The following is a 20,936-nucleotide window of genomic DNA, read 5'->3' as shown; positions in this document are numbered from 1 at the left end:
GCTCGAAAGAGCCGAGCAGCCTGTGTCCGGCGACAGCGGGCAAATGCCGAGGTCGTCGGGCAATCCAGGGAAAATACCGAGCGATTCGAGGAATCGATACCACTTTCATGAATCTACGAATCAAGGATGTTGCGGAAGCCGCCGGCGTGTCGGTCACGACGGTTTCGCGCGTGCTGTCGAACAATGGGCCGGTGCGCGATGCGGTGCGTCAGCGCGTGCTGGGCGCGATCGAGCAATTGGGTTATCGGCCGAACGCGGCGGCGCGGCGTCTGCGTTCCGGCGATACGGCGACCATCGGCCTGATCGTATCGGACGTGCGCAATCCGTTCTTCACCGAAGTCAGCCGCGCCGTCGAAGACGCCGCCTATCAGCAGGGCTTGCGCGTGATCCTCTGCAACACGGACGAAAACGCCGAGAAAGAGGCCATGTATCTGCGGCTGATGGAAGAGGAGCGCGTCACGGGTTGCATCTATTCGCCGACGCACGACGCGGCGCAGCGTTTCAAGGCGCAGGCCTATGACTTTCCCGTGGTGATGATCGACCGCGCCGGGCCGGCGGGCAGCGCGGATGCCGTCGTGCTCGATAACCGCGACGCGGCGGCGCGCCTCGTCGAGCATCTGGTGGAGCGCGGCTACCGGCGCATCGCCGGGCTATTCGGCAACGCGAGCACGACGGGCCGCGAGCGTCACGATGGTTTTGCGCACGCGCTTGGCCGACACGGTTTGCCGGTGCTGGCGGAATTCGTCGAACCGAACCCGGCGAGCGCGCTCGAGCATGTCGGCGCGTGGCTCGCGCGCGACGCGGATACGCGGCCCGATGCGATTGTCGCGAGCAACGGCCTGTTGCTGCTCGGCGCGTATCGCGAGATGCGCGCGCGCGGCGCGACGCCTGGAACGGACATCGCGCTCGCCGGTTTCGACAACGACGCGTGGACCGACCTCGTCACGCCGGGCATTACCGTCGTCGCGCAGCCGGTGTATGAGATCGGCAAGATCGCCATGCAATTGCTTACCCAGCGTCTCGCCGATCCTTCCATGTCCACACGTTCGCTCGTGCTGCCTGGCGATCTCGTGGTTCGCGGGTCCACCGCGGCGCGCTAGCGCTTCGCGCTTCACCGGCCACGTTCACGGCCATTTGGTATGCCACTTGCTGGATCGCGATGGTTTTTCTCTCGCAGGTCGCCATACATGTCAGCAACAACGAGTACCTGTCAAAGGTGGAGCGCCCGCCAGGTGCGGGTATTACACGAGGTGCCGCGTGTCCTCGTGGTCGACGACAACGAGGATGCGGCCGAAGCGCTTGCGACGTATCTATCGTATGAAGGTGTGGAAGCGCGCTCGGCGAACGGCTGTGACGAGGCGCTCGCGTGCGTGAAAGACTGGGTGCCCGACGTGGTCGTGCTCGACATCATGATGCCGGGGCGCGACGGCTACGAAACAGCAAGCGCGCTGCGCAGCTATCTGCCCACGCCGAGCCTCGGCATTGTTGCGTTCACTTCGCTCGATGAGGAACACGTGCGGGAGACCGGCCGCGGCCGACACAATTTCGACGGCTATTGTCAGAAGGGCACCGCGCCTAACGTGCTGCTCGCCTTGATGCGCACGCTGTGGCGCGAGAGAAACTGAACACGCGATCGGATCAGTGCAAGGCGAGCGTGACGATGCAGCACAGCACGAACACCAGCAACCCGGCGGCGACGGCCACATCGACTGGATAGCGCATGCTTCACCCGCACTGACGTTTAAACAGTCCTTATCCTAATCAACAGAGGGAAGACGAAAAAGCGGCCAGTGAACAGCAATGTGGGAGAACCAACGCTGCGCGAAGAACGTCGGCGCGAGCGTGTTTGCGGTAGCGCTTCCAGTTGCCGATGCGTGTTTGCTAGGGCTTGCTTTGCGGCGCGCGGTCGAATGGCGGGCGCGGCATCTTGTTGATTGCCGCGAGGTCTTCCGACAGGCTCATGCGCAACGTGGCGATTGCCTGCTCGGGATTGGCGGGCTTCAACTGCTCGCGCGCGAGCGAGTCGTACACGTAGTGGCGCAGCATCGGGTCCTGCGTTTTGTTCAGCACGTCGTGATAGACCGCGACGATGTCGCCCGGTCGTCCGCTCAGCGCATAGAGACGGCGCAACTGTTCGAGATCGTTGACGACTGCGAAGCCGGGACCCATCGGGCCGATTGGACCGGCGGGCTCCATCGCGGCATGAGGTCCATGCGGCGCATCGCCTTGCGCGTGCGCGGGCGGCGGCGCGTTTTCTTCTGCCGATGCGGTTGTTGCCGCGACTGCGGCGAGGTTTATCGCGGCGGCCAGCGCCGCGCCCAATATCTGTTTTTTCATCACGTCGCTCCCATTCGACAAATGCCGGCGCGACAGTGCGCCGGTTCATCGAAAAGATAGACGAGACACCGTCGCCGCGGGTTACGAACGCGTGTCCGCACACTTACGAACTCTTGCTGCCGATGCGCGTGTTCATGCGGATGGAGACGCGCCGCGAAGAACTTCGCACGGCGCGTGGAACGGCGCATGCGCTGGCGCAATGACGTCGGATGGCGCATGATGGACGCAATGTGCCGTCCGACCCCGCAACCGCGCAGCGCGGCCGCAGGGGCGCGGCGCACCGGGAGCGCCTGCGTGTGTGTCTGTGTTTGCGTCGCGTGAATCATGCGGCGCAGCGCCGCCGGCGATCGTTCAACCGTAAAGGAGGATTTCGCATGGACCGACCTGATACCGCCAATCCGTTTGGCGATTTCACCAAAATGCTCGAGCAGTTCAAGCTGCCCGGCTTCGACGTGCCCGCCATCATGGAAGCACGGCGCAAGGACGTCGAAGCACTGGTTCAGGCGAATCAGACTGCGTTTCAAGGCATGCAGTCGCTCGCGCAGAAACAGGCGGAGATGTTGCGCACGACGCTGGCCGAGTTGCAATCGCTGACGACGCAACTATCGGCAAGCGGCAGCACGCCTTCGCCAAAAACCGCGGAGCTGATCCAGCAAAGCCTGCACAAGTCGCTCGCGGATATGCAGCAACTCGCGCAGGCGGCGTATCAGACGCAAGCGGAGTCGTATGCGGTGATCGCAAAACGCGTCGAAGAAAACGTGCAGGAATTGCGCTCGCTTTTGCAGCAGCAACAGCAGAAGACGTAATTGCCCAGTAGTCTGCCGCTCGCGGACGGCTGATGCCGTTCGCAAGCCAGGCCGCGGAAGGTCGTCGAAATCCGGCGAACCTTTCGCGGCTTTTTCATGTGCCGCGCTCGTCGTTGCTCGTTTAAAGCGGCGGAAATTTCAGCGCGCGCTTACATCGCTCGCTTCGCTGCGCGCCACGGGGCTCTTTTTCGGAAGCAGCGTGTTGCCGGTTCGCGCGAGTCGGAACAACGCGTATTACTGCCCGTCTTCGACACAGCAGTTGAGCGCGATGATCGAAGGCGCGAACGGCGCGACGAGCGCGGTGAATTTCAGCGTGGCCAATGCAGATGCCGTTGCGCAAACCTATGCCGGCGACTCCGCATTGCCGCTGCTGGCAGGGCCCGCTTTCGTGACATCGTCGATTTTCGATTGGGGCTTGCCGTTCTTCTATGGACGCAACGTGTACGCCGCCATCGAGCAGCAGGCCACACCGAGCGGCGTCGGGCCTTACGTCGCGTATTGAACCGTTGCGAGAGCCCGCCAATAAAAAAGCCACACCGGGTTATAGGCCGGTGTGGCTCTCGTTTGACCTGCTGTTCTTTATTGCTTGTCCAACTCGTGTAGCAGCTTGAGTACGGATTTGCCGAATGCCTGCGGGCGGCCCTTAAAGATCCGCTCGACGGCTTTATCTTCGATCAGCCGCCGGCGCAGCGCTTCCCGTTCGTCGTGTTGTTCTGCGAGACGTGCCGCGGCTTTCACGTATTCGTCTTTGGAGTAGGTCGTGAGCCAGTCTGGCAGACCCGCGCGCTCGAAAAGTCCGCGGTCGATATGTTCGAAAACTTCCGGCCCGCAAAGATTGACGCCCGGCAGACCCATCGTGAATGAATCGACGATACCGTTGGTGTTGCCGAACGGGAAGGGGCTCACGAACATGTCCAGGCCGTTCAGTACTTTCAGATAGTTCGGATAGGAGAGGGAGCCGTACACGTCCACGTCGGATTCGGGCAGCGTTGCGTGAATAGATTTCCTGACGTAGGCGAGATCGATGCTCTCGCTCCAGGCGGTCATGAAGTGGAAGTGCACCGGCACACGCGCTGTCTGCACGATCGCTCTACATGTCTCGAGAAAGTCCGGGTTGATTTTCATGGCGCTTGCTGTCACGCCGATATGCACGACGTCGCGACGTTCGGGAACGGATGCCGTGATGGGCGTCAGCAGTTTTGAAGGCACATACGGCTGTCCATCCTTCGGAAGACGAAGCAACTTCTCGCTGAAGCACGCCGGGTCGCCCACAAAATCGTCTTCGACACTCACATAGTCGATGTGCGCGGAATGCATGGTCGCGGGATGGCCGAGTCCGGCAATCTGCAACGGCGCAACGCGCAGGTTCGATAGAAAGATCGTGTGCGCGAACATGCCGACGCTCGGCATATACAGCACGTCGGGTCGTTCCCGCTCGGCGAATTCCTGAATCTGCCGAATGCAGTCGCCGATAAACTCCGGATGCTCGAACTCGATGAAACGGTCGAAAACCGCGCGCCCGGTTTCGTCCACGTGCTGATCTTCGCCGAACGCGACGACTTCGAAATGTTCGCGTGCCGCGAGCATGGTGCGCGAATGCGTCCGGTAAATAGAATGGCCGCCGGAAAACCATTCGAGCACGACAAGCATGATTGGCTTACGTCCTTTAACTGGCCTATGGGTAACGCTGGATTCAGGTCCCAACAACTCGAGGGTCTCCAGCTTTTTGCGTACCAGACGACTGATGCTGCGCTTGAGCTCATGCCGCTTCGGCGAAGTGGAATAGCTGCAGTGCATATACGAGCCGAAAACCGCGTTGGCCGGCAGATCGTCCAGGTCTTCCACCAAGTCGACCTTTCCCGGAAGCCATTCGAGCAGACGTTCGCGCTTGTCGTGCGCGGCGGGCGAGATATGTACCGCAGCACTGACGATTGAAATGGCGAGACTCGTCGCAAGCACGGGGTCGCACTTGTGAAGTTCCTCGAAATCGATGTCGTACTTCGAGCCGGACGTGTAGAGCACGAGTTGCTTGCGGGTCAATACGTCGCGAGCCGTGGCGTCGTCGCTGTCACGCGACGTCTCGAGCAGTTTCTCGACGATGTGATCCGTCGAACCGTACGAGCTCACCGCGAAAATCATATCGATCCAGGAACGGCCGCAGAACATGACGTTGATCCTGTCGGCGTCAAGCGCGTATTCCGGTGCCGAGAGCAGCGCAGTGAAGGCGTCCGCGATGCGCTGCAGCGTTTGCCGCGCGGCTTCGTCGTCGGCGGGATTCGGACGGTTTTTCGCAAAGCGCTCGATACCGAGCCCGCCGCGATTTTGCCGCAGGGTGTCCAGCAGTGCGGCGAACTCTTCATGCGCGGCGTCGTAGTCGCCGGCCTGGACCTGGGATTCGAAACGATCGAGGGAAAATTGTGTGCTCATGGCCGTGGTCAGTAGTGAGCGGCTTGCGGTGTTCTGCGCGGCCGTCGTAATCAATGGAAAACGCGAGCGGCGGAAATGCGGGCAGCCTGGATCAGACTGCGACGCATGTCTCGTCGGCTAAATACGATTTTCAGAGATTTGAGCGGGCAGGTATCTAGGAGCAGTCTTATTTTTGAGACGGAACTCCTAGACGACTCCTGCAGGCCGGCGCGGCTGTGAGCGCGGACTCCGGCGCTGCTAGTGCTGTGCTGGCGGCGAAGCCGGCGATTTGTCCCCCGCTTCCGCGATCACGCGATGCACGAAGCGCAGTTTGTCCACGACGGGCGCGGCCAACGCGAATGGATAGCCGTCCGGCATGCCGAGGCTGCGATTCAGGCCGTTCAAGGCGTAGGTGAGCGGAAACCAGCGCTTCATGAGCGTATCGAAGCTCGCGTTTTCAACGGGCGTGCGGTCGGTCAGCGTGGGCTCGCGCGGATCGTCGGAAAGCAGCGCGATGCCATACGCGGTCGACGTGTCGAGCACGTCGACGATCATCAGATAATGCGCCCATGTCTCCGCCCAATCTTCCCAGGGATGCATCGTTGCATACGCACTGATGTACGACGCCTGCCAGTCGGCCGGCGCGCCGACACGATAGTAGTTGTCGAGTGCGTCACCGTAATTCGCGCGCTCGTCGCCGAAAAGCTCGCGGAACGCTGGGAGCCAGCGCGGATTGTTCGCTATCAGCCGGCTGAAATAGTAGTGCCCGGTTTCGTGGCGGAAGTGGCCGAGCAGCGTGCGATACGGTTCGCCCATTGCAGTGCGGACTTTCTCGCGATGCGCGTCGTCGGCCTCGGCGATGTTGAGCGTGATAAGCCCGTTGTCGTGGCCTGTCATCACACGCGAACCGTCGCCACTGTCTTCGAGAAATTCGAACGCGAGACCTTGTTGCGGATCTTGCCGGCGCGATTTGACGTCGAGACCGAGTTCGGCAAGCGTGTAAAGCAGCCGCCGTTTCGCCACTTCCAGACGATACCAGTAGAGCCGGTTATCCGGCGTGCTGAGATTCGGAATGGTGCGGGTCAGTTGGCAGGCGCGGCACAGCGTGTCCGGCGAATCGGCCGGAATCATCCAGTTGCAGACGTTTTCCACCGCGTAGTTGTGGCATTGCTTGTAAAGCGCACCGTCCGCTTGGGGATGCAGGCTGCGCCAGCGCGCTTCGCCTGCATCTTCAAACGCGCTGATTGCACGCAGTTGCGGCAGGTAGCCGAGCAGTGCCTCGCAGCGTTCACAGCGGACGTTTTCGAAGAACACTCGTTGCGAGCAGCGGTTGCAGTGGAACGTTTTCATGACGAAGCTCGAGCGGTGAGTGGCCTGAAAGTGCCAGTAAGAAGCCTGGGCTTTGCGCAATGTCCGTGCCGCGTTTCGCTGACGTCGCCAGTTTCGGGCATGGCTGATGCGTGCTGAATGTGCAGCGAGTCAGGTAATCGGCCAACGCCTTGCTGGCAATATAATCCTTTGCATACTGCGAAGTCACGAGGTGATCATGACGCGGCCGTTTTTCACGATCGGGCATTCCACGCGCACGCTTTCCGAGTTCATCGGTCTGCTGGAAAATTCGGACGTCGAAGTATTAGTCGACGTGCGCAGCATTCCGCGTTCGCGAACGAACCCGCAGTTTAACCGCGATACGTTGCCGGAGTCGCTGGCGCCGGCTCATATCGACTACGTGCATCTGGAGGAACTGGGTGGGCGGCGCGGCCGCCGCAAGGACGAAGGTCCGTCTGTGAACGACTACTGGACGCATCCCGCGTTTCGTAACTACGCCGATTACGCAATGACGGACGCTTTTCAGAAGGGACTGGCGGAACTGCGGGAACTGGGGCATCGCCGACGTTGCGCGATCATGTGCTCCGAAGCAGTCTGGTGGCGTTGCCACCGGCGCATCATTACCGATTACCTGCTGATGCACGGCGAACCGGTGTGCCACATCTTGAGCGCGCAGCACGTTGACACCGCAACCATCACGCCGGCTGCGCAGGCGCAGCCTGACGGCCTGCTGATCTATCGTGCGGATTCCGCTTCGCATTGAAGCGGAATCGTTGCGCTAGCCGGTTGCGCTTAGCCGGCCTTGCCGATCGGAGCGAAGCGGCGCTTTGCGCGCGTCGGCGTCAGACGACGGAACCGCTCTTTCTTGTGTTCTTCTTCGAAGTAAGTGAGCGACGGCTTGACGAGATCGCTGCGCGAGACGATGCCAACAAGACGCATGGACTTCGAATCCGCCACGACGGGCAGCCGTTCGAGGCTGTGCACAGCAAGTCTCGTCGCAACAAGTCGACACGTTTCGGTCGGCAACGCGAACACCGGCGAGCGCCGCTCGAAGACACTCTCCACGTTCATGGCAGTCCGCAGATCGGGGCTCTCATCGCGGAACTGTTCGAGCAATGCGCGATCGGCCACGCCGATTACCGCACCTTCACGCACGACAGGATACGCGCGGCGAGTCTGCTTCGCGCCGAAGAAGGTGTCGAGCGCCGCGCCGACTGTCATGCCGGCATCGATCGAGTCGACCGAGGCGGTCATCACTTCATCCACGTGATGGCGCTCGAGCGGATCGACGCCGTACTCACGGTAGATGTGATAGCCGCGCCGCGCGATTTTTTCCGTCATGATCGAGCGGCGCATGGTCACGGTGGCGAAGCCATGCGCGACGAGAGTTGCGGTCAGCAGCGGCAGCAGCGCGTTGCTGTCGTGGGTGAGGCCGAAAGCGAACACGATTGCGGTGAGCGGCGCACCGAGCGTGGCGCCGAGCGTCGCGGCCATGCACACGAGCGGCCACAACGCAGGCTCATTGCCCGGCAGCCAGTGCGAGAGGACGGTGCCGAGCCCCGCGCCGAGCATCAGCAGCGGGGCGAGCACGCCGCCCGACGTGCCCGAACCGAGCGCGACCACCCACATGACCGCCTTCACCGCGAGCAGCACGATTGCGATCTGCAACGCGATATGCTGATGCAGCAGATCGCCGATCACGTCATAGCCCACACCGAGCGCGCGCGGTTCGAGCCATCCGCCGATACCGACGACGATGCCGCCGAGCGCGGGCCACCACATCCAGTGAATCGGCAGTTTGCCGAAAAGATCTTCGGTCTTGTAGAGCGAGGCGGACAGTGCCGACGCCAGCGCACCGGACAAAAGCCCTGCAATCAGGCAGGAAAATAGCGACCAGCCATCGGGCGCCGCTGTTTCGAGCGGGAAGAGCGGACCCGTGCCAAAGAACGCCGCGCGAGCAAAACCGGCCACCGCGCACGCCACTGCGACCGGCAGGAAACTGCGCGGGCGCCATTCGAACAGCAGCAATTCGACCGCCAGCAGCACGGCCGCCAGCGGCGTGCCGAACACGGCGGTCATGCCCGCGGCGGCGCCTGCGACGAGCAGCGTCTTGCGTTCCGCCGCCGTCACCTTGAAGCATTGCGCGATCAGCGAACCGAGCGCGCCGCCCGTCATGATGATCGGCCCCTCGGCGCCAAACGGACCGCCGCTGCCGATCACGATGCCCGACGACAGCGGCTTGAGCACCGCCACTTTCGGCGACATCCGGCTCTTGCCGAAGAGAATGGCTTCGATTGCCTCGGGAATGCCATGACCGCGGATTTTTTCGGAGCCGAAGCGCGCCATCAATCCGACAATCAGTCCACCGACTACCGGCACGCCAATGACCCAAACGCCCAGGCTGTTATGCGCCGGCGAATGTTCGGCGAATGACAGCGTGCCGAAGAAGAACAGGTTCGTGAACAGATGAATCAGATTGAGCAGCACGAATGCTGCCAGCGTACTGACCGCGCCGATGCACGCAGCGAGCGCGAAGATGCCCGGCAGCCGTGCGTTCGCGGAGAAGTCGCGCTTGTGGGAGTCCGTGGTCATAGTTAGTCGAGGTCGATCTGGGGAACCTGGAACGCGCCTTTCAGCGATTTCAGCTCGGCGCGGTGCAGTTCCGCGAGTCTCGCAAGCACCCGCTCGCCGGCTTTTTCAATGTGCACTTCAACCTGGCGGCGATCGGTCTCGCTAGTCTGGCGGCGCACGAGCTCGAGCGCCTCGCAACGCGACACCAGCGCGACGACGCCGTGATGCTGCGCCTGAAGCCGCTCGGCCAGTTCGCCGACCGTTGCCCAGTCGCGCTCCGGATAGCCCTTGATGTGCAGCAGCAACAGATACTGCAGCGGCGTAATCCCTTCGCTCTGCGCGGCCTGTTCCGAGAACCGCTCGAAGCGCCGCATCTGATAGCGGAACTCCGACAGTTGCTCAAAGTCGGCTTTGCGCAGCCCGCGAGCCCGTTCTTTCATTGTTCGTCTGCCTGCTTGAAGAAGACAAAAATTATATCACAAAATGATGTAATCGACCGGTGCCATTCGTCTGCGGATAGCTTGGCGCAGTGCTTACGCGGCCTGCTGCGCCTTCACCACGGTCTGACGATAAAGACCGGAAATCAGATCGACTTGCGTAATCATGCCGACTACATGTCCGGCGGCATCGAGTACAGGAATATGGTGGTGCCCGTAGTCCGCGAACATCGGCACGAGGTCCGTTATCGGCGCATTCACTTTAACGGTGCACACGTCGGTCGTCATCACGCTGCCCACGGTCGGCGCACGCAGTGCATCGCCGCGCAGCCAGCCGTCGAAATAGGCGACGAACGGCACGAACTGGCCAAAGATTCTTTTATCGACGAGGTCGGCACGCGTCACGATGCCGACCAGCGTGTGGTCCGCGTCGATCACGGGCAGCGCTTTGACCTTGTTGCGCTTGAGCAGCGCCCAGGCGGCGACCGCGCGCGTCGCCGCCGATACCGACACGACGTGGCGCGACATGATGTTCTCGCAGGTCAACTCGTTAAAGCTGCGCGAGAAGGCCTGAAGCTGCGTTTCGCGCAACAGCGATTCGAGGTCGTCCGGATCGATGTCGAGCATTTCGCTGCGCCGCCTGAGCACCGCTTCGAGGTCGGCGCGCGTGAAGCCGGCGCGCGACGACGCGTCGGCCGCACTGCCCGGCGCGCCGCGTGCCGCGCGCACCGAATGCGGATAGCGGTGGCCCGTCGCGGCGTGATAGGCGATGGCGGCGGCCAGCAACGCGGCGGATTGCACGGCGATCGGCTCGAGCACGAAGCGGTAGCCGAGCGCATGAATTGCCGGCCCGCCGAGCACGGCGGTCAAAGCGACCGCGCCCGAGGGCGGATGCACGCAGCGAAGCGCGAACATGCCGCATATCGCCAGCGCGACTGCCAGCGCGGCCGCGAGTGTCGGGTCGGCAATCACGTTAGCGCAGGTCACGCCGATCGTCGCCGAAACCAGATTTCCGCCGATGATCGACCACGGCTGCGCCAGCGGACTTGCCGGCACCGCGAATAGCAGCACGGCCGAAGCGCCCATCGGCGCAACCAGCAGCGGAATGTTCGCGCCGGGTCCGAACAGCAGGTACATCGAGCCGCCGGTGAACGCGATGCCGATCAGCGCGCCCAGACAGGAACGCGCGCGCTCCTGCCATTGCACTGTGACTGGTACGGGGACGAAGCTGGACAGCCAGCGCAGGACGAGAGAGCGGGACAAGGTGCGAAAAAGGCGAGTGAGTGGATTGTGCTGGAGTGCGACGATACCAGGGAAACCCCGGGCAACGCGAATACCGTCTGGTCATGATTATATTTCAATATGATATAAACGGCCCGCACGCCGACGGACGATGACCGGTTCCGATTCAGCAGGGCAGCGTATCAGTACGGCGTTGGGCTCCATTCGCCAGCCGCGCTAGCGGCGCGATTTCACCTGTCATTTAAATCACGTTGTGATATAAATGGGATGGGTGCGTAACGGCACTCAACCGCGCTGCGTGCGTATGCAAAAGGAGCCATCATGCTGATCACTTTTCAATCCAGTGCGTCACCTGATGTGGTGATGCTTCGCGACCTCGCCCAATATCTATTGGGGCTGATCGGTAAGCGTCTGAACGAGCGGGGCGTGATCATGCACGACGAATTGCCCGCCGCGATTAACCGCCTGGAATCGGCCATTACCGAAGACGCCAGCGCGGAAGTCGCGCTCGAGGCGTTGCATCGCTCGCCTGGCAATCGGCGTGAGCCGAGCAATGGGCTTTCGCAACGTGCATGGCCATTTCTGGATATGTTGCGCGAGGCGCGCAAACGCGGCGCGGACATTATCTGGGGGCTGTAACCCCCGCCGTGCCGACGCGTTCTTCAGATGTTGCGGCCGCGTTTATCGGCTAGGTGAATAGCGGCACGGCTTCGATCAGCGCGAAGCCGACTAGCGCTCCGACCGTCGCGCCTATGAGCCGGGGATGCAGGCTCTGCAGGTGCAGCGTGTCGAGCAACGCGCCGATCAGAATGATGCCGAGCAGCGCAAAGGCGACCAGCAGAAAGCCGATTTCGAAATCGTTGCCAATGATCATTTGATCCTCCCACGGAAAGCGCGACCGGCATCGACAACATGTTGCGCAGATCACGCTCGCCTTTATTATATGTCATATTATGATGTATCAGGCGATGAGTAGTTGAAGGCCGTGTACAGCAGCGTTGCGGTCTACCTCGCTTATGCCGCAAAGCGGCATATACTGAATTGCGCAGGTTCGTTTTTCTTAGAGGAGGAACGACATGTCGGCCTTCAACCGCATTCTTCTCTGTTATGACGGGACCCGCGAAGGGCAGCACGCGCTTGCGGACGGTGCCCGTCTCGCGCAAGAACTCGCGGCGCAAGTGCATGTGCTCTCTGTCATCGACAATTCCGCGTGGGTGCAAGGCGCGGATATTACGTCGGCGATACCGGTGGATATGATTAACGATTCGGTCAAAAGCGTGCTCGACGAAGGCTTGAAAAAGCTGGCCGCCAAGGGCATTCACGCGACCGGGCACTTTGCGATCGGCGATCCGCTCGATCAGATTCCTTACTTCGCCAAAGAACTGAACGTCGATCTGATTGTCGTGGGACATCATCGGGCCGGCCGGCTCGCACGGTGGTGGGGCGGCAGAACCGATGGCCTGTTGCTCGACAGGGTGAGTTGCAGCGTGCTCGTCACGATGGGGCCGGAAACCGAATCGGCCGCGGAATCGGCCGCGGAATCAGCCGCGGAATCGCGCGGTGCCGCGAGTCCCGGCGAAACGACGTCTCCCGTCGAGCATTCGTGACACCTCAATCGATCTGCCCGCCGCCGTTCGCGTGCTCCAGTTCATTCACCTGATCGATCGCGGCGTTGCGGGCATAGATGTACGCGCGATTGAATGGATAGTCGCTGCGGGTCCACGGCAGGCGGCCGGCCGATTCGTCGTGTATTGTCGCCGGCTCTGCTGGACGCGATGCAACGATCTGAAACAGCGACGTCCAGCCGCGCTCGAATCCCATTGCCGACCCGGCGAGATAAAGCCGGTACGCGCGAATAATCTTTTCCGCGTCCTCGCCGAGAATGCGGCGCGCTTCGTCGATATGTGCGTCGAGCGCATCGGCCCAATGCCAGAGCGTGCGCGCGTAATGCGGGCGCAGGCATTCCGCGTCGACCGCTTCGAGGTTGCCGCGCGTCATCGCATCCATGATGACGCTCACGTGTACGAGCTGGCCGCCGGGGAAAATATATCGGTCGATGAAATCGCCCATGCCTCCGCCGACTTCTCCGTTTTCCACGCCGCCGGCGGTAATGCTGTGATTCATCATCAGACCGCCGGGTCGAAGCAGTCGCCGCATCTTGGCAAAGTACAAAGGCAGGTTAGGGCGGCCGACGTGTTCGCACATGCCGACCGAAGCGATCTTGTCAAAGGGCGCGGATTCGTCGACGTCGCGATAGTCCTGCAGCAGCATCGTGACGCGCCCTTGCAGTCCTTTTTCCTCGATGAGCCGGTTGACGTACGCATGCTGGTTCTTCGACAGCGTAATGCCGGTAGCGGCAACACCGTAGTGTTCCGCGGCCCACAGCAACAGCGCGCCCCAGCCCGCGCCCACGTCGAGAAAACGTTCGCCGGAGCGCAGCATCAGTTTCTTGCAGATGTGATCGAGCTTTGCCTTCTGTGCGTCGGCAAGCGACATATCCGGTGAAGAAAAGTAGGCGCACGAATACACGCGCAGCGGATCGAGCCACAGCGCGTAAAAGTCATCGGAGATGTCGTAATGGTGCTGAATCTGCGCGGCGTCTTTTGCACGGCTATGATGCGTGCGCTCCCACACGGCGCGTCGCGTGCGGCTCACGCGATCGACCAGCCATCCATGCGATTCGTGCGTAGGGTCGCCGCGCAGCAAAGCCGGCGCCGCGGCCATCAGGTCGTGCATGTCGCCTTCGATTTCCAGCCGGCCTTCCACATAGTCTTCCGCGAGCCGCCCGATCGCGCCCTGCCGCAGGTGCAGCAGCGCCCGCATGTCGCGAATCTCAAACGACAGACGCGCCTCTCGCGCGCCGATACGATGGCCGTCGGGCAGCGCGACGGCGCAGGGCACCGGCATGCCGGCTATCTGCTGTTCTGCGGGCGAACGCAAAAGGCTCCAGAGCGTCATGGCGTCGACTCCTCGTGAGAACTTTCGTGTTTCTGGGGAGCATCATTCGTGCCGCGACAAACGAGCCAAGCAACGCTGCATAAGCAATCGAAAAACGTTGACATAGCAACCAGCGCATTCGCTATTAGCCCGCCTTTCCCCTCATTGCAAAGCTTTCATTGCAGTGACAGGATGCTTACATGCAGGGCGTCGATGCGGACGCCCCGCGCATTTCATCAGACGTCGACACATCATGCAGCGCAGGGACTTTGTACTCGCAGCGTTAGGCACGGCCGGCATGCTCGGCCGCCCGCCCACCATGTCGACAGCCGACTTCGAGATCGTGTATCCGCGAATCCGCACTGGCGGCGAGGTGCACGCGGCATTCGCACTCGCGGTATTGGATCTGGCCATGAAGACGGCCAACGTCACCTACTCGATTCGTCAGGCCGATGTCGCGATGGAGCGCCGCCGCGCGTTAGCCGAATTGGCCGACGGCAATTCGATCAATCTTCTTTGGACGAGTATGGACAGGCGCGCCGAAAGCGGCCTGAACGTGGTTCCTATTCCGGTGAATCGCGGCTTGATCGGCTATCGCCTCTTCGTCATAAGAAAAGACCGGCAAGCCCAATTCGACCGCGTTCAAAACCTCGCCGATCTGCGGCAGTTGACGGCCGGCCAGGGGCTCGGCTGGGTCGACACCGACATTCTGCTCGACGCCGGTTTGAAGGTCGAAACGTCGAGCACCGACACACTCTTCGCGATGACGCGCGCCGGGCGAATAGATTATTACCCCAGGGGACTCATCGAGGCGTTTCCCGAAATTGAAGCGCACAATCGGATCGACCCTGAATTGACGGTGGAAAAACGTTTGCTATTGAAGTACCGGTCCGACTTTCTCTTTTATGTCGCTCGCCGGAATCCGGCTTTGGCATCGACAATCGAGCGCGGCTTCATCGCGGCTTATAAAAACGGCTCGTATATGCGGCTGTTCAATGCGCATCCGTACATTCAGGGTGCGTTGGCGCAGGCCGATTTGCGCGAGCGGACAGTGATTGAACTGGAGAATCGCTATCTTTCCGCAGCAGACCGAAAGATTCCGGAAGAGTACTGGATGCAGTGGCCAATTGTGGCGCGCAACCGCTAGGGCAATGACAATGTGCGAGCGGGGTCAGGATTTCCTTACCCGCGAATCGGGATACCCCTGGCGCATTCTCCGCGCTGACTGACTGCCGTGCGATGCGCTTCGTTCTATGATGAGCGGGTCAAAATGGCCTAACCGGATGAGCAGAAATGATTCCGTATCTGTCGCAGCGCGAAAACGAGGTGGAGCATATCAATTCGATCTGCTTCCGGCTATTCGATATCTGGTGCGAACGACGCTGCATCACGCCGCTGGGGTATCTGCTGCATTGCTGGCCGCTGGTCGACAGCGGACCGAAGGCGATCAGGCGAGTAGGCGAAACACTGCGGGAATTGCGCAAGTCTCATCATACGGAACTGGATGACGACGTCGCGGCAATGCTTCGCGAACTGGCCGATTGCGTGGACGATCTCCTGCTTCGCGCAGTGCACGAGCCGGCAGGGGCAACCGGAATCCGCCTGTCGTCGTGAGTCGAATACAGCACGCTGGGCACGTAATCCGGCAACGCTCTCGCATGGCGTCATAACGTAATAACCGCTTGTTTAAGGCGGGTGCCGTAAAACCGCAGTCGCTGCACGAGCGCGCAACACGAACTGACATCACCATGCTTGCGGGGGCAATATGGCTGTCGACCTCATGGGACAGTGGCGGTATCCGCTCAGGCGGTTGCGGCACAGTGTCGTGCTCCGGCTTCTCGCAGTCGTGATTCTGTTTAGTTGCGTGCTCACCTTGTTGTTGACCGCGCTGCAGATCGAACGCGATTACAGCGCCGGTGTTGCGCTGATCGAGAACCGTCTCGCGGATATCGATAAAAGCTACCGCGATAGTCTCGGAGAGGCGCTGTGGCGGTTAGACGATGCGCAATTGCGGCTTGAACTGGGCGGCATTGTGCGTCTCGCGGACGTCAGCACGGCTCAGGTGCGTCAGTCCGGAAGCGGCACGGCGCCGCTGCTCGTGTCCGCCGGCAAGGCCGCAGGCGGACCCGCAATCACGCGCGAGTACCCGCTCGTCTATCGCGTGCTCGGCAAGGAGCAACGCATCGGCACGCTGTATGTGCAGGCGACGTTGAACGATCTCTACGACGATCTCACGCACACGGCGCTGCTCATTCTCGTTACTCAGGCCGCCAATACCTTCCTCGTTTCTCTTTTCATCTTCTACGTACTCACGCGGCTCGTGACGCGTCATCTCGCGGTACTCGCGCATACTGTCGAGGACTACGATTTTCGCGAGCCCGCGCAGCCGTTGAAACTGAATCGGCGCGCGCCCCGTGAGCCCGACGAACTGGAACGCGTGGTGACGGCCTTCAATTCGATGGGCGCGCGCCTGCACCACGCCTATCTCGACGAGCGCGAGGCCGCCGCCGAGCGCGAAGCGCGTCGCTCGGCCGAGGCGGCGAATCGCGCGAAAGGGGAGTTCCTCGCCAACATGAGTCACGAATTACGCACGCCGTTAAACGCCATTCTCGGCTACGCGCAGATCTTGCGGCGCGACGCAAGCCTGAGCGAGCACCATCGCGAAGGCGTCGGCGTGATTCAACGCAGCGGCGAACATCTGCTCGCACTGATTGGCGACGCGCTTGATTTCGCGCGGGTCGAAGCGGGCCGTTTGCGCATCGAGATGAACGATGTGCCGCTCGCCGGCACACTCGACGCAATTCGCGAGATCATTGAAGTGAAGATTGCGCAGAAGCATGTCGAGTTTATCTGGCGCGTTGCGCCCGATGTGCCCGATGCCGTGCGCGCGGACGAACGGCGCTTGCGTCAGGTGCTGCTGAATCTGCTGGTCAACGCATTCAATTACACGGATCAGGGCAGCGTGAGCCTGTTGATCGAAATGAGCGCGGCGGGCAAGGTCTGCTTTGAAGTGCGCGATACGGGCATCGGCATGGATGCCGATCAGCTCCAGACTATCTTTGAGCCTTTCGAACAGATCATGCATACGGAGCGCGGCGCGAGCGGCACGGGGCTCGGCCTCACGATCAGTCAGCAGTTGCTTCGCGCAATGGGCAGCGAGATTCATGTGCAAAGCCAGCCTGGCCGCGGCAGTTTGTTCTGGTTCGAACTCGACGCGGCGGCAGTCGTCGCGCCGCTCGCGGCGCCTGCCCGCACGGACGCGCGCATGGCGACGGGTTACAAAGGGCCGCGCCGCAAGGTGGTCGTGATCGACGACGTCGCGATGAACCGCGCGGTCATGGTCGAGTATCTCGGCCGGCTCGGCTTCCAGATCGTCGAGGCGACAGGCGGCCGGCAAGGACTTGCGAGGATCTTGAGCGAACGTCCCGCGCTGATCGTCACCGACGTCGTGATGGCGGATATGGACGGACTCGAAGCGACCCGCCGATTGCGGCAGATTCAAGGCTTCGCGAATGTGCCGGTCATCGCGACATCGGCGAGTCCTTCCGGCGTGGGCGAACAACGCAGCCTCGCGGCCGGCGCGAATGCGTTTCTTTCGAAGCCGATCGACTTCGACAAACTGCTCGCGCAACTCGCGCGTTTGCTCGACCTCGAATGGACTTACACGCAAGCCAACGATCCTGCGGTCGTGCTCGATGCACCGACTGCACCGCTTGTCCCCGTGCCCGAAAAAGAACTCCAGCAATTGCATTTGCTCGCGCGCCGCGGCGATATGCAGGAAATCGCGCTGTGGGCCGAGCGCGTCGGCAGACATGCCCCGCATTACCACGCGTTCACCGCGCGGATTCTTTCTCTTGCGAAGGGCTATCAGTCGAAGACGCTGCTGCATCTCGTCGAAGAGCAACTCGAACGTCAGGCGGTAAGATGAGCGAGATGACTCTTCCTGGCGACGCTTCGCCCACTGTTCTGATCGCCGACGACAACCCCGCGAATCTCGCGGTCGTCGTCGAAAGCTTGGTCGCGCGCGGCTTCAAGGTACTGGTCGCGCTCGACGGTCCGGAGGCGATTCAGCGGGCGCAATTCTCGCAGCCCGATCTGATTCTGCTCGACGTGAGAATGCCGGGCATCGACGGTTTCGAAACCTGCCGGCGCCTCAAATCCGACGAGCGCACGCGCAATATCGCCGTGATCTTCATGACGTCGCTAACGGGCAGCGATGACATGGTCGAAGGCTTCTCCGCGGGCGGCGTCGATTACCTCACAAAACCCGTTCACGTCGATGAGATGATGGCGCGCATCAGCACGCATCTTGCGTTAAGAGGCATGCACCAGAAGCTGATTGCGCAGAACCGTCAATTGCAGGAAGAAGTATTCGTGCGCCAGCGGGCGGAAAGTGCATTGTCGCGCGTGCGCGACGGTCTCGAAGAAAGCGTCGCTCAGCGCACCGACGAACTCGCGCGGGCGAATGCAACGCTGCAAGCGCAGATCGAGGAGCGCAGACGCGCCGAAGCGCGGCTCGTTGCAAGCGAGTTCCGTTTTCGCACAATTGTCGAGACGAGTCCGGTGCCGCTTTGTATTACGTCGATGCCGGAAGGGCGCATTCTCTATACCAACAAACCGTTGCGCGAACTATTCGGCGTCGACTACGTGACCACGCACATCACGAATATCGGCGAGCTTTATGCGGACACTGACGACCGCGACCGGCTGGTCGATCAACTGCGTCATGAAGGAAACTTTCGCAATACCGAGGTCAAGTTCAGGCGGCCGGACGGCACGATGTTCTGGGCGATCGCCACCGCGCGCGTCGCGACTTACGACGATGCGCCGGCGATCTTCGTCGGCCTTAACGACATCACGGAACGCAAACGCATCGAACAGGAACTGGTCGAGTCGCGCGAGCAATTGCGAGAACTTTCCGCCTATATGGAAGCGATTCGCGAGGAAGAGAGAAAGCGCATCGCGATGGAAATTCACGACGAATTGGGCCAGCTTCTCACTGCGCTAAAAATGGATGTGTCGCTGCTCAAGATGCGTCTTCCCGGCGATCAGGAAGTGGCGAGAAGAGCCGACGATATGCGTGAACTCGTTGAGAGAACCATCTGGATGGTGCGCAACGTCGCGAGTCATTTGCGGCCGGCCGCGCTCAATTACGGTATCGTGTCGGCGCTCGAATGGCTCGTCGACGATTTCGGGCGGCGCAGCGGACTCGCCTGCCAGTTCCGCCTGAACGGCAACGAGCCCATACTGTCCGATGCGCACGCAACCGCCATGTTCCGTATCGTGCAGGCTTCGCTGACCAACGTCGCGCGGCATGCCAGCGCGACGCGCGCGGACGTCACGCTCACGAGTACGCAGGCCGCGTTGGACCTGCATGTGAGCGACGACGGCTGCGGTTTCGATCAGGAGGCGGTGCGCCGCGATTATTCATACGGACTGCTCGGCATGAGCGAGCGGGCGCGTCTGATTGGCGGATCGTTGCTGATCGACAGCGCGCCGGGCACCGGCACTTCGGTTTCGATTCATATACCGCTTCAGGATGGGCTTCAGACATGATCAACCTTTTGATTGCCGACGATCACCCTTTGGTGCGCGGAGGTCTCAAGCAAATAATCGAAACGACGCCCGACATCGTGGTGGCCGGCGAAGCGGCTCAAGGCTCCGAAGTAATCGAAAAACTGCGCACCTGTCAGGTCGATCTGCTGCTGCTCGACATGACGATGCCCGGCATTAGCGGTGTCGATCTGATCCGGCGCGTGCGTGCCGAGCGTCCATCGCTGCCGATACTCGTGTTGAGCATCCATAACGAGGCACAAGTCGTCTCTCGCGCGCTGCGCGCGGGCGCAACCGGTTATGTGACGAAAGACAGCAACCCCGACGTGTTGCTCGCGGGGATTCGCAAGCTCGCCGAAGGCGGGCGCTTTATCGATCCGAAGCTGGTTGAGGGGATCGTGTTCGAAACCTATTCGGGCGATGCGCCACCGCACGAAATTCTTTCCGATCGCGAGTTTCAGGTTCTGCAGATGCTCGCGCTCGGCAAGAGCCTGAATGACATCGCCGACGCGTTCGCGCTCAGCGCGAAGACGATCAGCACGCACAAGATGCGGCTCATGCAGAAGCTCGGCCTCGCCAATAACGCCGATCTGATTCGCTATGCGATCAGACACGGACTCGTCGCCGAATAGGTCACGAACGCGCAATTTTGACGCGTCAGGAAAACCTGAGCCCAAAAACAGGCATTCCTGAACCGACATTCCGCCGCCGCCGATGGAGGCGTTGCCACCGCCGACTTACGATGCATGATGGGAACCGGCGGAGGACCTAATGGCAGCGTCAGAGCGATCATTGCGTGACCTTATCGAGAAGTGGCTCGACGCAACAGGTGCCGCATCGGCACGCGTGCAGTTGCAACCGTCCCCGCGTCGTGGGATGAAGCGCTGCGTCTGCGTCGAGGCGCAACGCGAGGCCGGCGCACTCACGCTGTTTTTCTTTCGACACGGCGACGGCCTTTGGCACGTCTTTCCGCCTGACGAGCGGCCGGCCATGAGGATCGCCATGATGGCCGCCTAAACGGCAGTTTGCGCAACGGAGGCAGGATCATGACCCGACAGGAATGGGGTTTGGTGTCGCCGGAAGTACTGGCGCTGCGCATGTGGATGAGTGTGTGGTACGACCATGCAGTGGTGTCCGGTTTCATTCGCGCGCCCTTCGAACTGAACGACGCCGATGCTGAGCGGCTCGAAGGTTATTTCAGCCTCGGCCTTACGCCGCAAGAAGGCGCTGTCGTGTTCTTTTCCAAATCTCACTGATTCGCGCTTTAAACATTTCTCTCCCGCAGCAGTTTCGTTTAGCATCAGTGCCACTTTCATAT

The 20,936-nt window shown here is 61.3% G+C and carries 20 protein-coding genes and 1 pseudogene; 13 read left to right on the top strand and 8 right to left on the bottom strand.

The window, feature by feature from the left end; all coding sequences use genetic code 11:
- Positions 1-107 precede the first annotated feature (107 nt).
- Positions 108-1,100, top strand: coding sequence for a LacI family DNA-binding transcriptional regulator (locus CUJ91_RS27925; RefSeq protein ID WP_029966727.1), 993 nt, complete (start codon positions 108-110; stop codon positions 1,098-1,100).
- Positions 1,101-1,232: 132 nt separating this feature from the next.
- On the top strand, positions 1,233-1,625 hold the full coding sequence (locus CUJ91_RS27920) for a response regulator (protein WP_006049535.1): 393 nt from the start codon (positions 1,233-1,235) through the stop codon (positions 1,623-1,625).
- Positions 1,626-1,881: 256 nt separating this feature from the next.
- On the opposite strand, the gene CUJ91_RS27915 is transcribed toward CUJ91_RS27920, so the two are convergent.
- The gene (locus CUJ91_RS27915) at positions 1,882-2,337 is read right to left on the bottom strand and encodes a hypothetical protein (protein WP_114157666.1); all 456 of its coding nucleotides are present in this window, start codon (positions 2,335-2,337) and stop codon (positions 1,882-1,884) included.
- 374 nt (positions 2,338-2,711) lie between these two features.
- Here CUJ91_RS27915 and CUJ91_RS27910 point away from each other — a divergent pair, with 374 nt between their 5' ends.
- Both CUJ91_RS27910 and CUJ91_RS27905 read left to right on the top strand, forming a co-directional pair.
- Positions 2,712-3,143: a phasin family protein gene (locus CUJ91_RS27910; protein WP_006049533.1), complete on the top strand. Its 432-nt coding sequence runs from the start codon at positions 2,712-2,714 to the stop codon at positions 3,141-3,143.
- Positions 3,144-3,315: 172 nt separating this feature from the next.
- A pseudogene (locus CUJ91_RS27905) lies at positions 3,316-3,645 on the top strand (DUF3443 family protein); the annotation flags it as partial.
- Positions 3,646-3,722: 77 nt separating this feature from the next.
- Here the strand turns inward: CUJ91_RS27905 and CUJ91_RS27900 are convergent.
- On the bottom strand, positions 3,723-5,570 hold the full coding sequence (locus CUJ91_RS27900) for an adhesin (protein WP_114158087.1): 1,848 nt from the start codon (positions 5,568-5,570) through the stop codon (positions 3,723-3,725).
- 237 nt (positions 5,571-5,807) lie between these two features.
- Positions 5,808-6,899 carry a zinc-binding metallopeptidase family protein gene (locus tag CUJ91_RS27895; protein ID WP_114157665.1) on the bottom strand — a complete coding sequence of 364 codons (1,092 nt, stop codon included), beginning with the start codon at positions 6,897-6,899 and terminating at the stop codon, positions 5,808-5,810.
- 196 nt (positions 6,900-7,095) lie between these two features.
- On the opposite strand from CUJ91_RS27895, the gene CUJ91_RS27890 reads away from it, so the two are divergent.
- The gene (locus CUJ91_RS27890; protein ID WP_029966717.1) at positions 7,096-7,641 is read left to right on the top strand and encodes a DUF488 domain-containing protein; all 546 of its coding nucleotides are present in this window, start codon (positions 7,096-7,098) and stop codon (positions 7,639-7,641) included.
- Positions 7,642-7,670: 29 nt separating this feature from the next.
- Here CUJ91_RS27890 and CUJ91_RS27885 read toward each other — a convergent pair whose 3' ends face one another.
- The 3 genes from CUJ91_RS27885 to CUJ91_RS27875 all read right to left on the bottom strand — a co-directional run bounded on the left by CUJ91_RS27885 (position 7,671) and on the right by CUJ91_RS27875 (position 11,149).
- Positions 7,671-9,470 (bottom strand): chloride channel protein, encoded by a 1,800-nt coding sequence (locus CUJ91_RS27885; RefSeq protein WP_114157663.1) that lies wholly within the window; start codon positions 9,468-9,470, stop codon positions 7,671-7,673.
- Between the two features lie 2 nt (positions 9,471-9,472).
- Complete coding sequence (locus CUJ91_RS27880; RefSeq protein ID WP_029966714.1) at positions 9,473-9,889, bottom strand: MarR family winged helix-turn-helix transcriptional regulator; 417 nt, start codon at positions 9,887-9,889, stop codon at positions 9,473-9,475.
- 93 nt (positions 9,890-9,982) lie between these two features.
- A complete protein-coding gene (locus tag CUJ91_RS27875) occupies positions 9,983-11,149 on the bottom strand; it encodes an HPP family protein (RefSeq protein WP_029966713.1) in 1,167 nt (388 codons plus the stop codon).
- 300 nt (positions 11,150-11,449) lie between these two features.
- On the opposite strand from CUJ91_RS27875, the gene CUJ91_RS27870 reads away from it, so the two are divergent.
- Positions 11,450-11,767, top strand: coding sequence for a DUF1840 domain-containing protein (locus CUJ91_RS27870; protein WP_006049525.1), 318 nt, complete (start codon positions 11,450-11,452; stop codon positions 11,765-11,767).
- Positions 11,768-11,816: 49 nt separating this feature from the next.
- Here CUJ91_RS27870 and CUJ91_RS27865 read toward each other — a convergent pair whose 3' ends face one another.
- Entirely contained in the window at positions 11,817-12,002 is a 186-nt protein-coding gene (locus tag CUJ91_RS27865) for a hypothetical protein (protein WP_114157662.1), read from the bottom strand.
- Between the two features lie 202 nt (positions 12,003-12,204).
- Between CUJ91_RS27865 and CUJ91_RS27860 the strand changes: the two genes are divergently transcribed.
- Positions 12,205-12,735 carry a universal stress protein gene (locus CUJ91_RS27860; protein ID WP_006049523.1) on the top strand — a complete coding sequence of 177 codons (531 nt, stop codon included), beginning with the start codon at positions 12,205-12,207 and terminating at the stop codon, positions 12,733-12,735.
- Positions 12,736-12,739: 4 nt separating this feature from the next.
- Here the strand turns inward: CUJ91_RS27860 and CUJ91_RS27855 are convergent, their stop codons facing one another.
- Positions 12,740-14,086 carry a class I SAM-dependent methyltransferase gene (locus CUJ91_RS27855; RefSeq protein WP_114157661.1) on the bottom strand — a complete coding sequence of 449 codons (1,347 nt, stop codon included), beginning with the start codon at positions 14,084-14,086 and terminating at the stop codon, positions 12,740-12,742.
- A gap of 232 nt (positions 14,087-14,318) precedes the next feature.
- Here CUJ91_RS27855 and CUJ91_RS27850 point away from each other — a divergent pair, with 232 nt between their 5' ends.
- The 6 genes from CUJ91_RS27850 (at position 14,319) to CUJ91_RS27820 (ending at position 20,874) form a co-directional block, all read left to right on the top strand.
- Positions 14,319-15,212, top strand: coding sequence for a hypothetical protein (locus CUJ91_RS27850; RefSeq protein WP_114157660.1), 894 nt, complete (start codon positions 14,319-14,321; stop codon positions 15,210-15,212).
- Positions 15,213-15,358: 146 nt separating this feature from the next.
- Positions 15,359-15,679, top strand: coding sequence for a hypothetical protein (locus tag CUJ91_RS27845; protein ID WP_114157659.1), 321 nt, complete (start codon positions 15,359-15,361; stop codon positions 15,677-15,679).
- A 151-nt stretch (positions 15,680-15,830) separates the two neighbouring features.
- A complete protein-coding gene (locus tag CUJ91_RS27840; RefSeq protein WP_114157658.1) occupies positions 15,831-17,993 on the top strand; it encodes a hybrid sensor histidine kinase/response regulator in 2,163 nt (720 codons plus the stop codon).
- Positions 17,990-19,621, top strand: a complete 1,632-nt coding sequence (locus tag CUJ91_RS27835; protein WP_006049518.1) for a hybrid sensor histidine kinase/response regulator — start codon at positions 17,990-17,992, stop codon at positions 19,619-19,621. Before CUJ91_RS27840 ends, CUJ91_RS27835 begins: the two co-directional genes overlap by 4 nt.
- Positions 19,618-20,250: a response regulator gene (locus CUJ91_RS27830; RefSeq protein ID WP_029966706.1), complete on the top strand. Its 633-nt coding sequence runs from the start codon at positions 19,618-19,620 to the stop codon at positions 20,248-20,250. The genes CUJ91_RS27835 and CUJ91_RS27830 overlap by 4 nt, the downstream gene beginning before the upstream one ends.
- 414 nt (positions 20,251-20,664) lie before the next feature.
- Positions 20,665-20,874: a hypothetical protein gene (locus CUJ91_RS27820; protein WP_006049515.1), complete on the top strand. Its 210-nt coding sequence runs from the start codon at positions 20,665-20,667 to the stop codon at positions 20,872-20,874.
- Positions 20,875-20,936 lie beyond the last annotated feature (62 nt).

The organism is Paraburkholderia graminis, assembly GCF_003330785.1.
In the GTDB taxonomy this organism is placed as follows: domain Bacteria; phylum Pseudomonadota; class Gammaproteobacteria; order Burkholderiales; family Burkholderiaceae; genus Paraburkholderia; species Paraburkholderia graminis.
The sequence above is the reverse complement of the archived record's forward strand: the minus strand, read 5'-3'. Positions and strand labels throughout refer to the sequence as shown.

Coding starts and splice junctions, on each gene's coding strand:
- CUJ91_RS27925 (WP_029966727.1), top strand. CDS start 108: ATGAATCTACGAATCAAGGATGTTGCGGAAGCCGCCGGCGTGTCGGTC.
- CUJ91_RS27915 (WP_114157666.1), bottom strand. CDS start 2,337: ATGAAAAAACAGATATTGGGCGCGGCGCTGGCCGCCGCGATAAACCTC.
- CUJ91_RS27910 (WP_006049533.1), top strand. CDS start 2,712: ATGGACCGACCTGATACCGCCAATCCGTTTGGCGATTTCACCAAAATG.
- CUJ91_RS27900 (WP_114158087.1), bottom strand. CDS start 5,570: ATGAGCACACAATTTTCCCTCGATCGTTTCGAATCCCAGGTCCAGGCC.
- CUJ91_RS27895 (WP_114157665.1), bottom strand. CDS start 6,899: ATGAAAACGTTCCACTGCAACCGCTGCTCGCAACGAGTGTTCTTCGAA.
- CUJ91_RS27890 (WP_029966717.1), top strand. CDS start 7,096: ATGACGCGGCCGTTTTTCACGATCGGGCATTCCACGCGCACGCTTTCC.
- CUJ91_RS27885 (WP_114157663.1), bottom strand. CDS start 9,470: ATGACCACGGACTCCCACAAGCGCGACTTCTCCGCGAACGCACGGCTG.
- CUJ91_RS27880 (WP_029966714.1), bottom strand. CDS start 9,889: ATGAAAGAACGGGCTCGCGGGCTGCGCAAAGCCGACTTTGAGCAACTG.
- CUJ91_RS27870 (WP_006049525.1), top strand. CDS start 11,450: ATGCTGATCACTTTTCAATCCAGTGCGTCACCTGATGTGGTGATGCTT.
- CUJ91_RS27865 (WP_114157662.1), bottom strand. CDS start 12,002: ATGATCATTGGCAACGATTTCGAAATCGGCTTTCTGCTGGTCGCCTTT.
- CUJ91_RS27860 (WP_006049523.1), top strand. CDS start 12,205: ATGTCGGCCTTCAACCGCATTCTTCTCTGTTATGACGGGACCCGCGAA.
- CUJ91_RS27855 (WP_114157661.1), bottom strand. CDS start 14,086: ATGACGCTCTGGAGCCTTTTGCGTTCGCCCGCAGAACAGCAGATAGCC.
- CUJ91_RS27850 (WP_114157660.1), top strand. CDS start 14,319: ATGCAGCGCAGGGACTTTGTACTCGCAGCGTTAGGCACGGCCGGCATG.
- CUJ91_RS27845 (WP_114157659.1), top strand. CDS start 15,359: ATGATTCCGTATCTGTCGCAGCGCGAAAACGAGGTGGAGCATATCAAT.
- CUJ91_RS27840 (WP_114157658.1), top strand. CDS start 15,831: ATGGCTGTCGACCTCATGGGACAGTGGCGGTATCCGCTCAGGCGGTTG.
- CUJ91_RS27835 (WP_006049518.1), top strand. CDS start 17,990: ATGAGCGAGATGACTCTTCCTGGCGACGCTTCGCCCACTGTTCTGATC.
- CUJ91_RS27830 (WP_029966706.1), top strand. CDS start 19,618: ATGATCAACCTTTTGATTGCCGACGATCACCCTTTGGTGCGCGGAGGT.
- CUJ91_RS27820 (WP_006049515.1), top strand. CDS start 20,665: ATGACCCGACAGGAATGGGGTTTGGTGTCGCCGGAAGTACTGGCGCTG.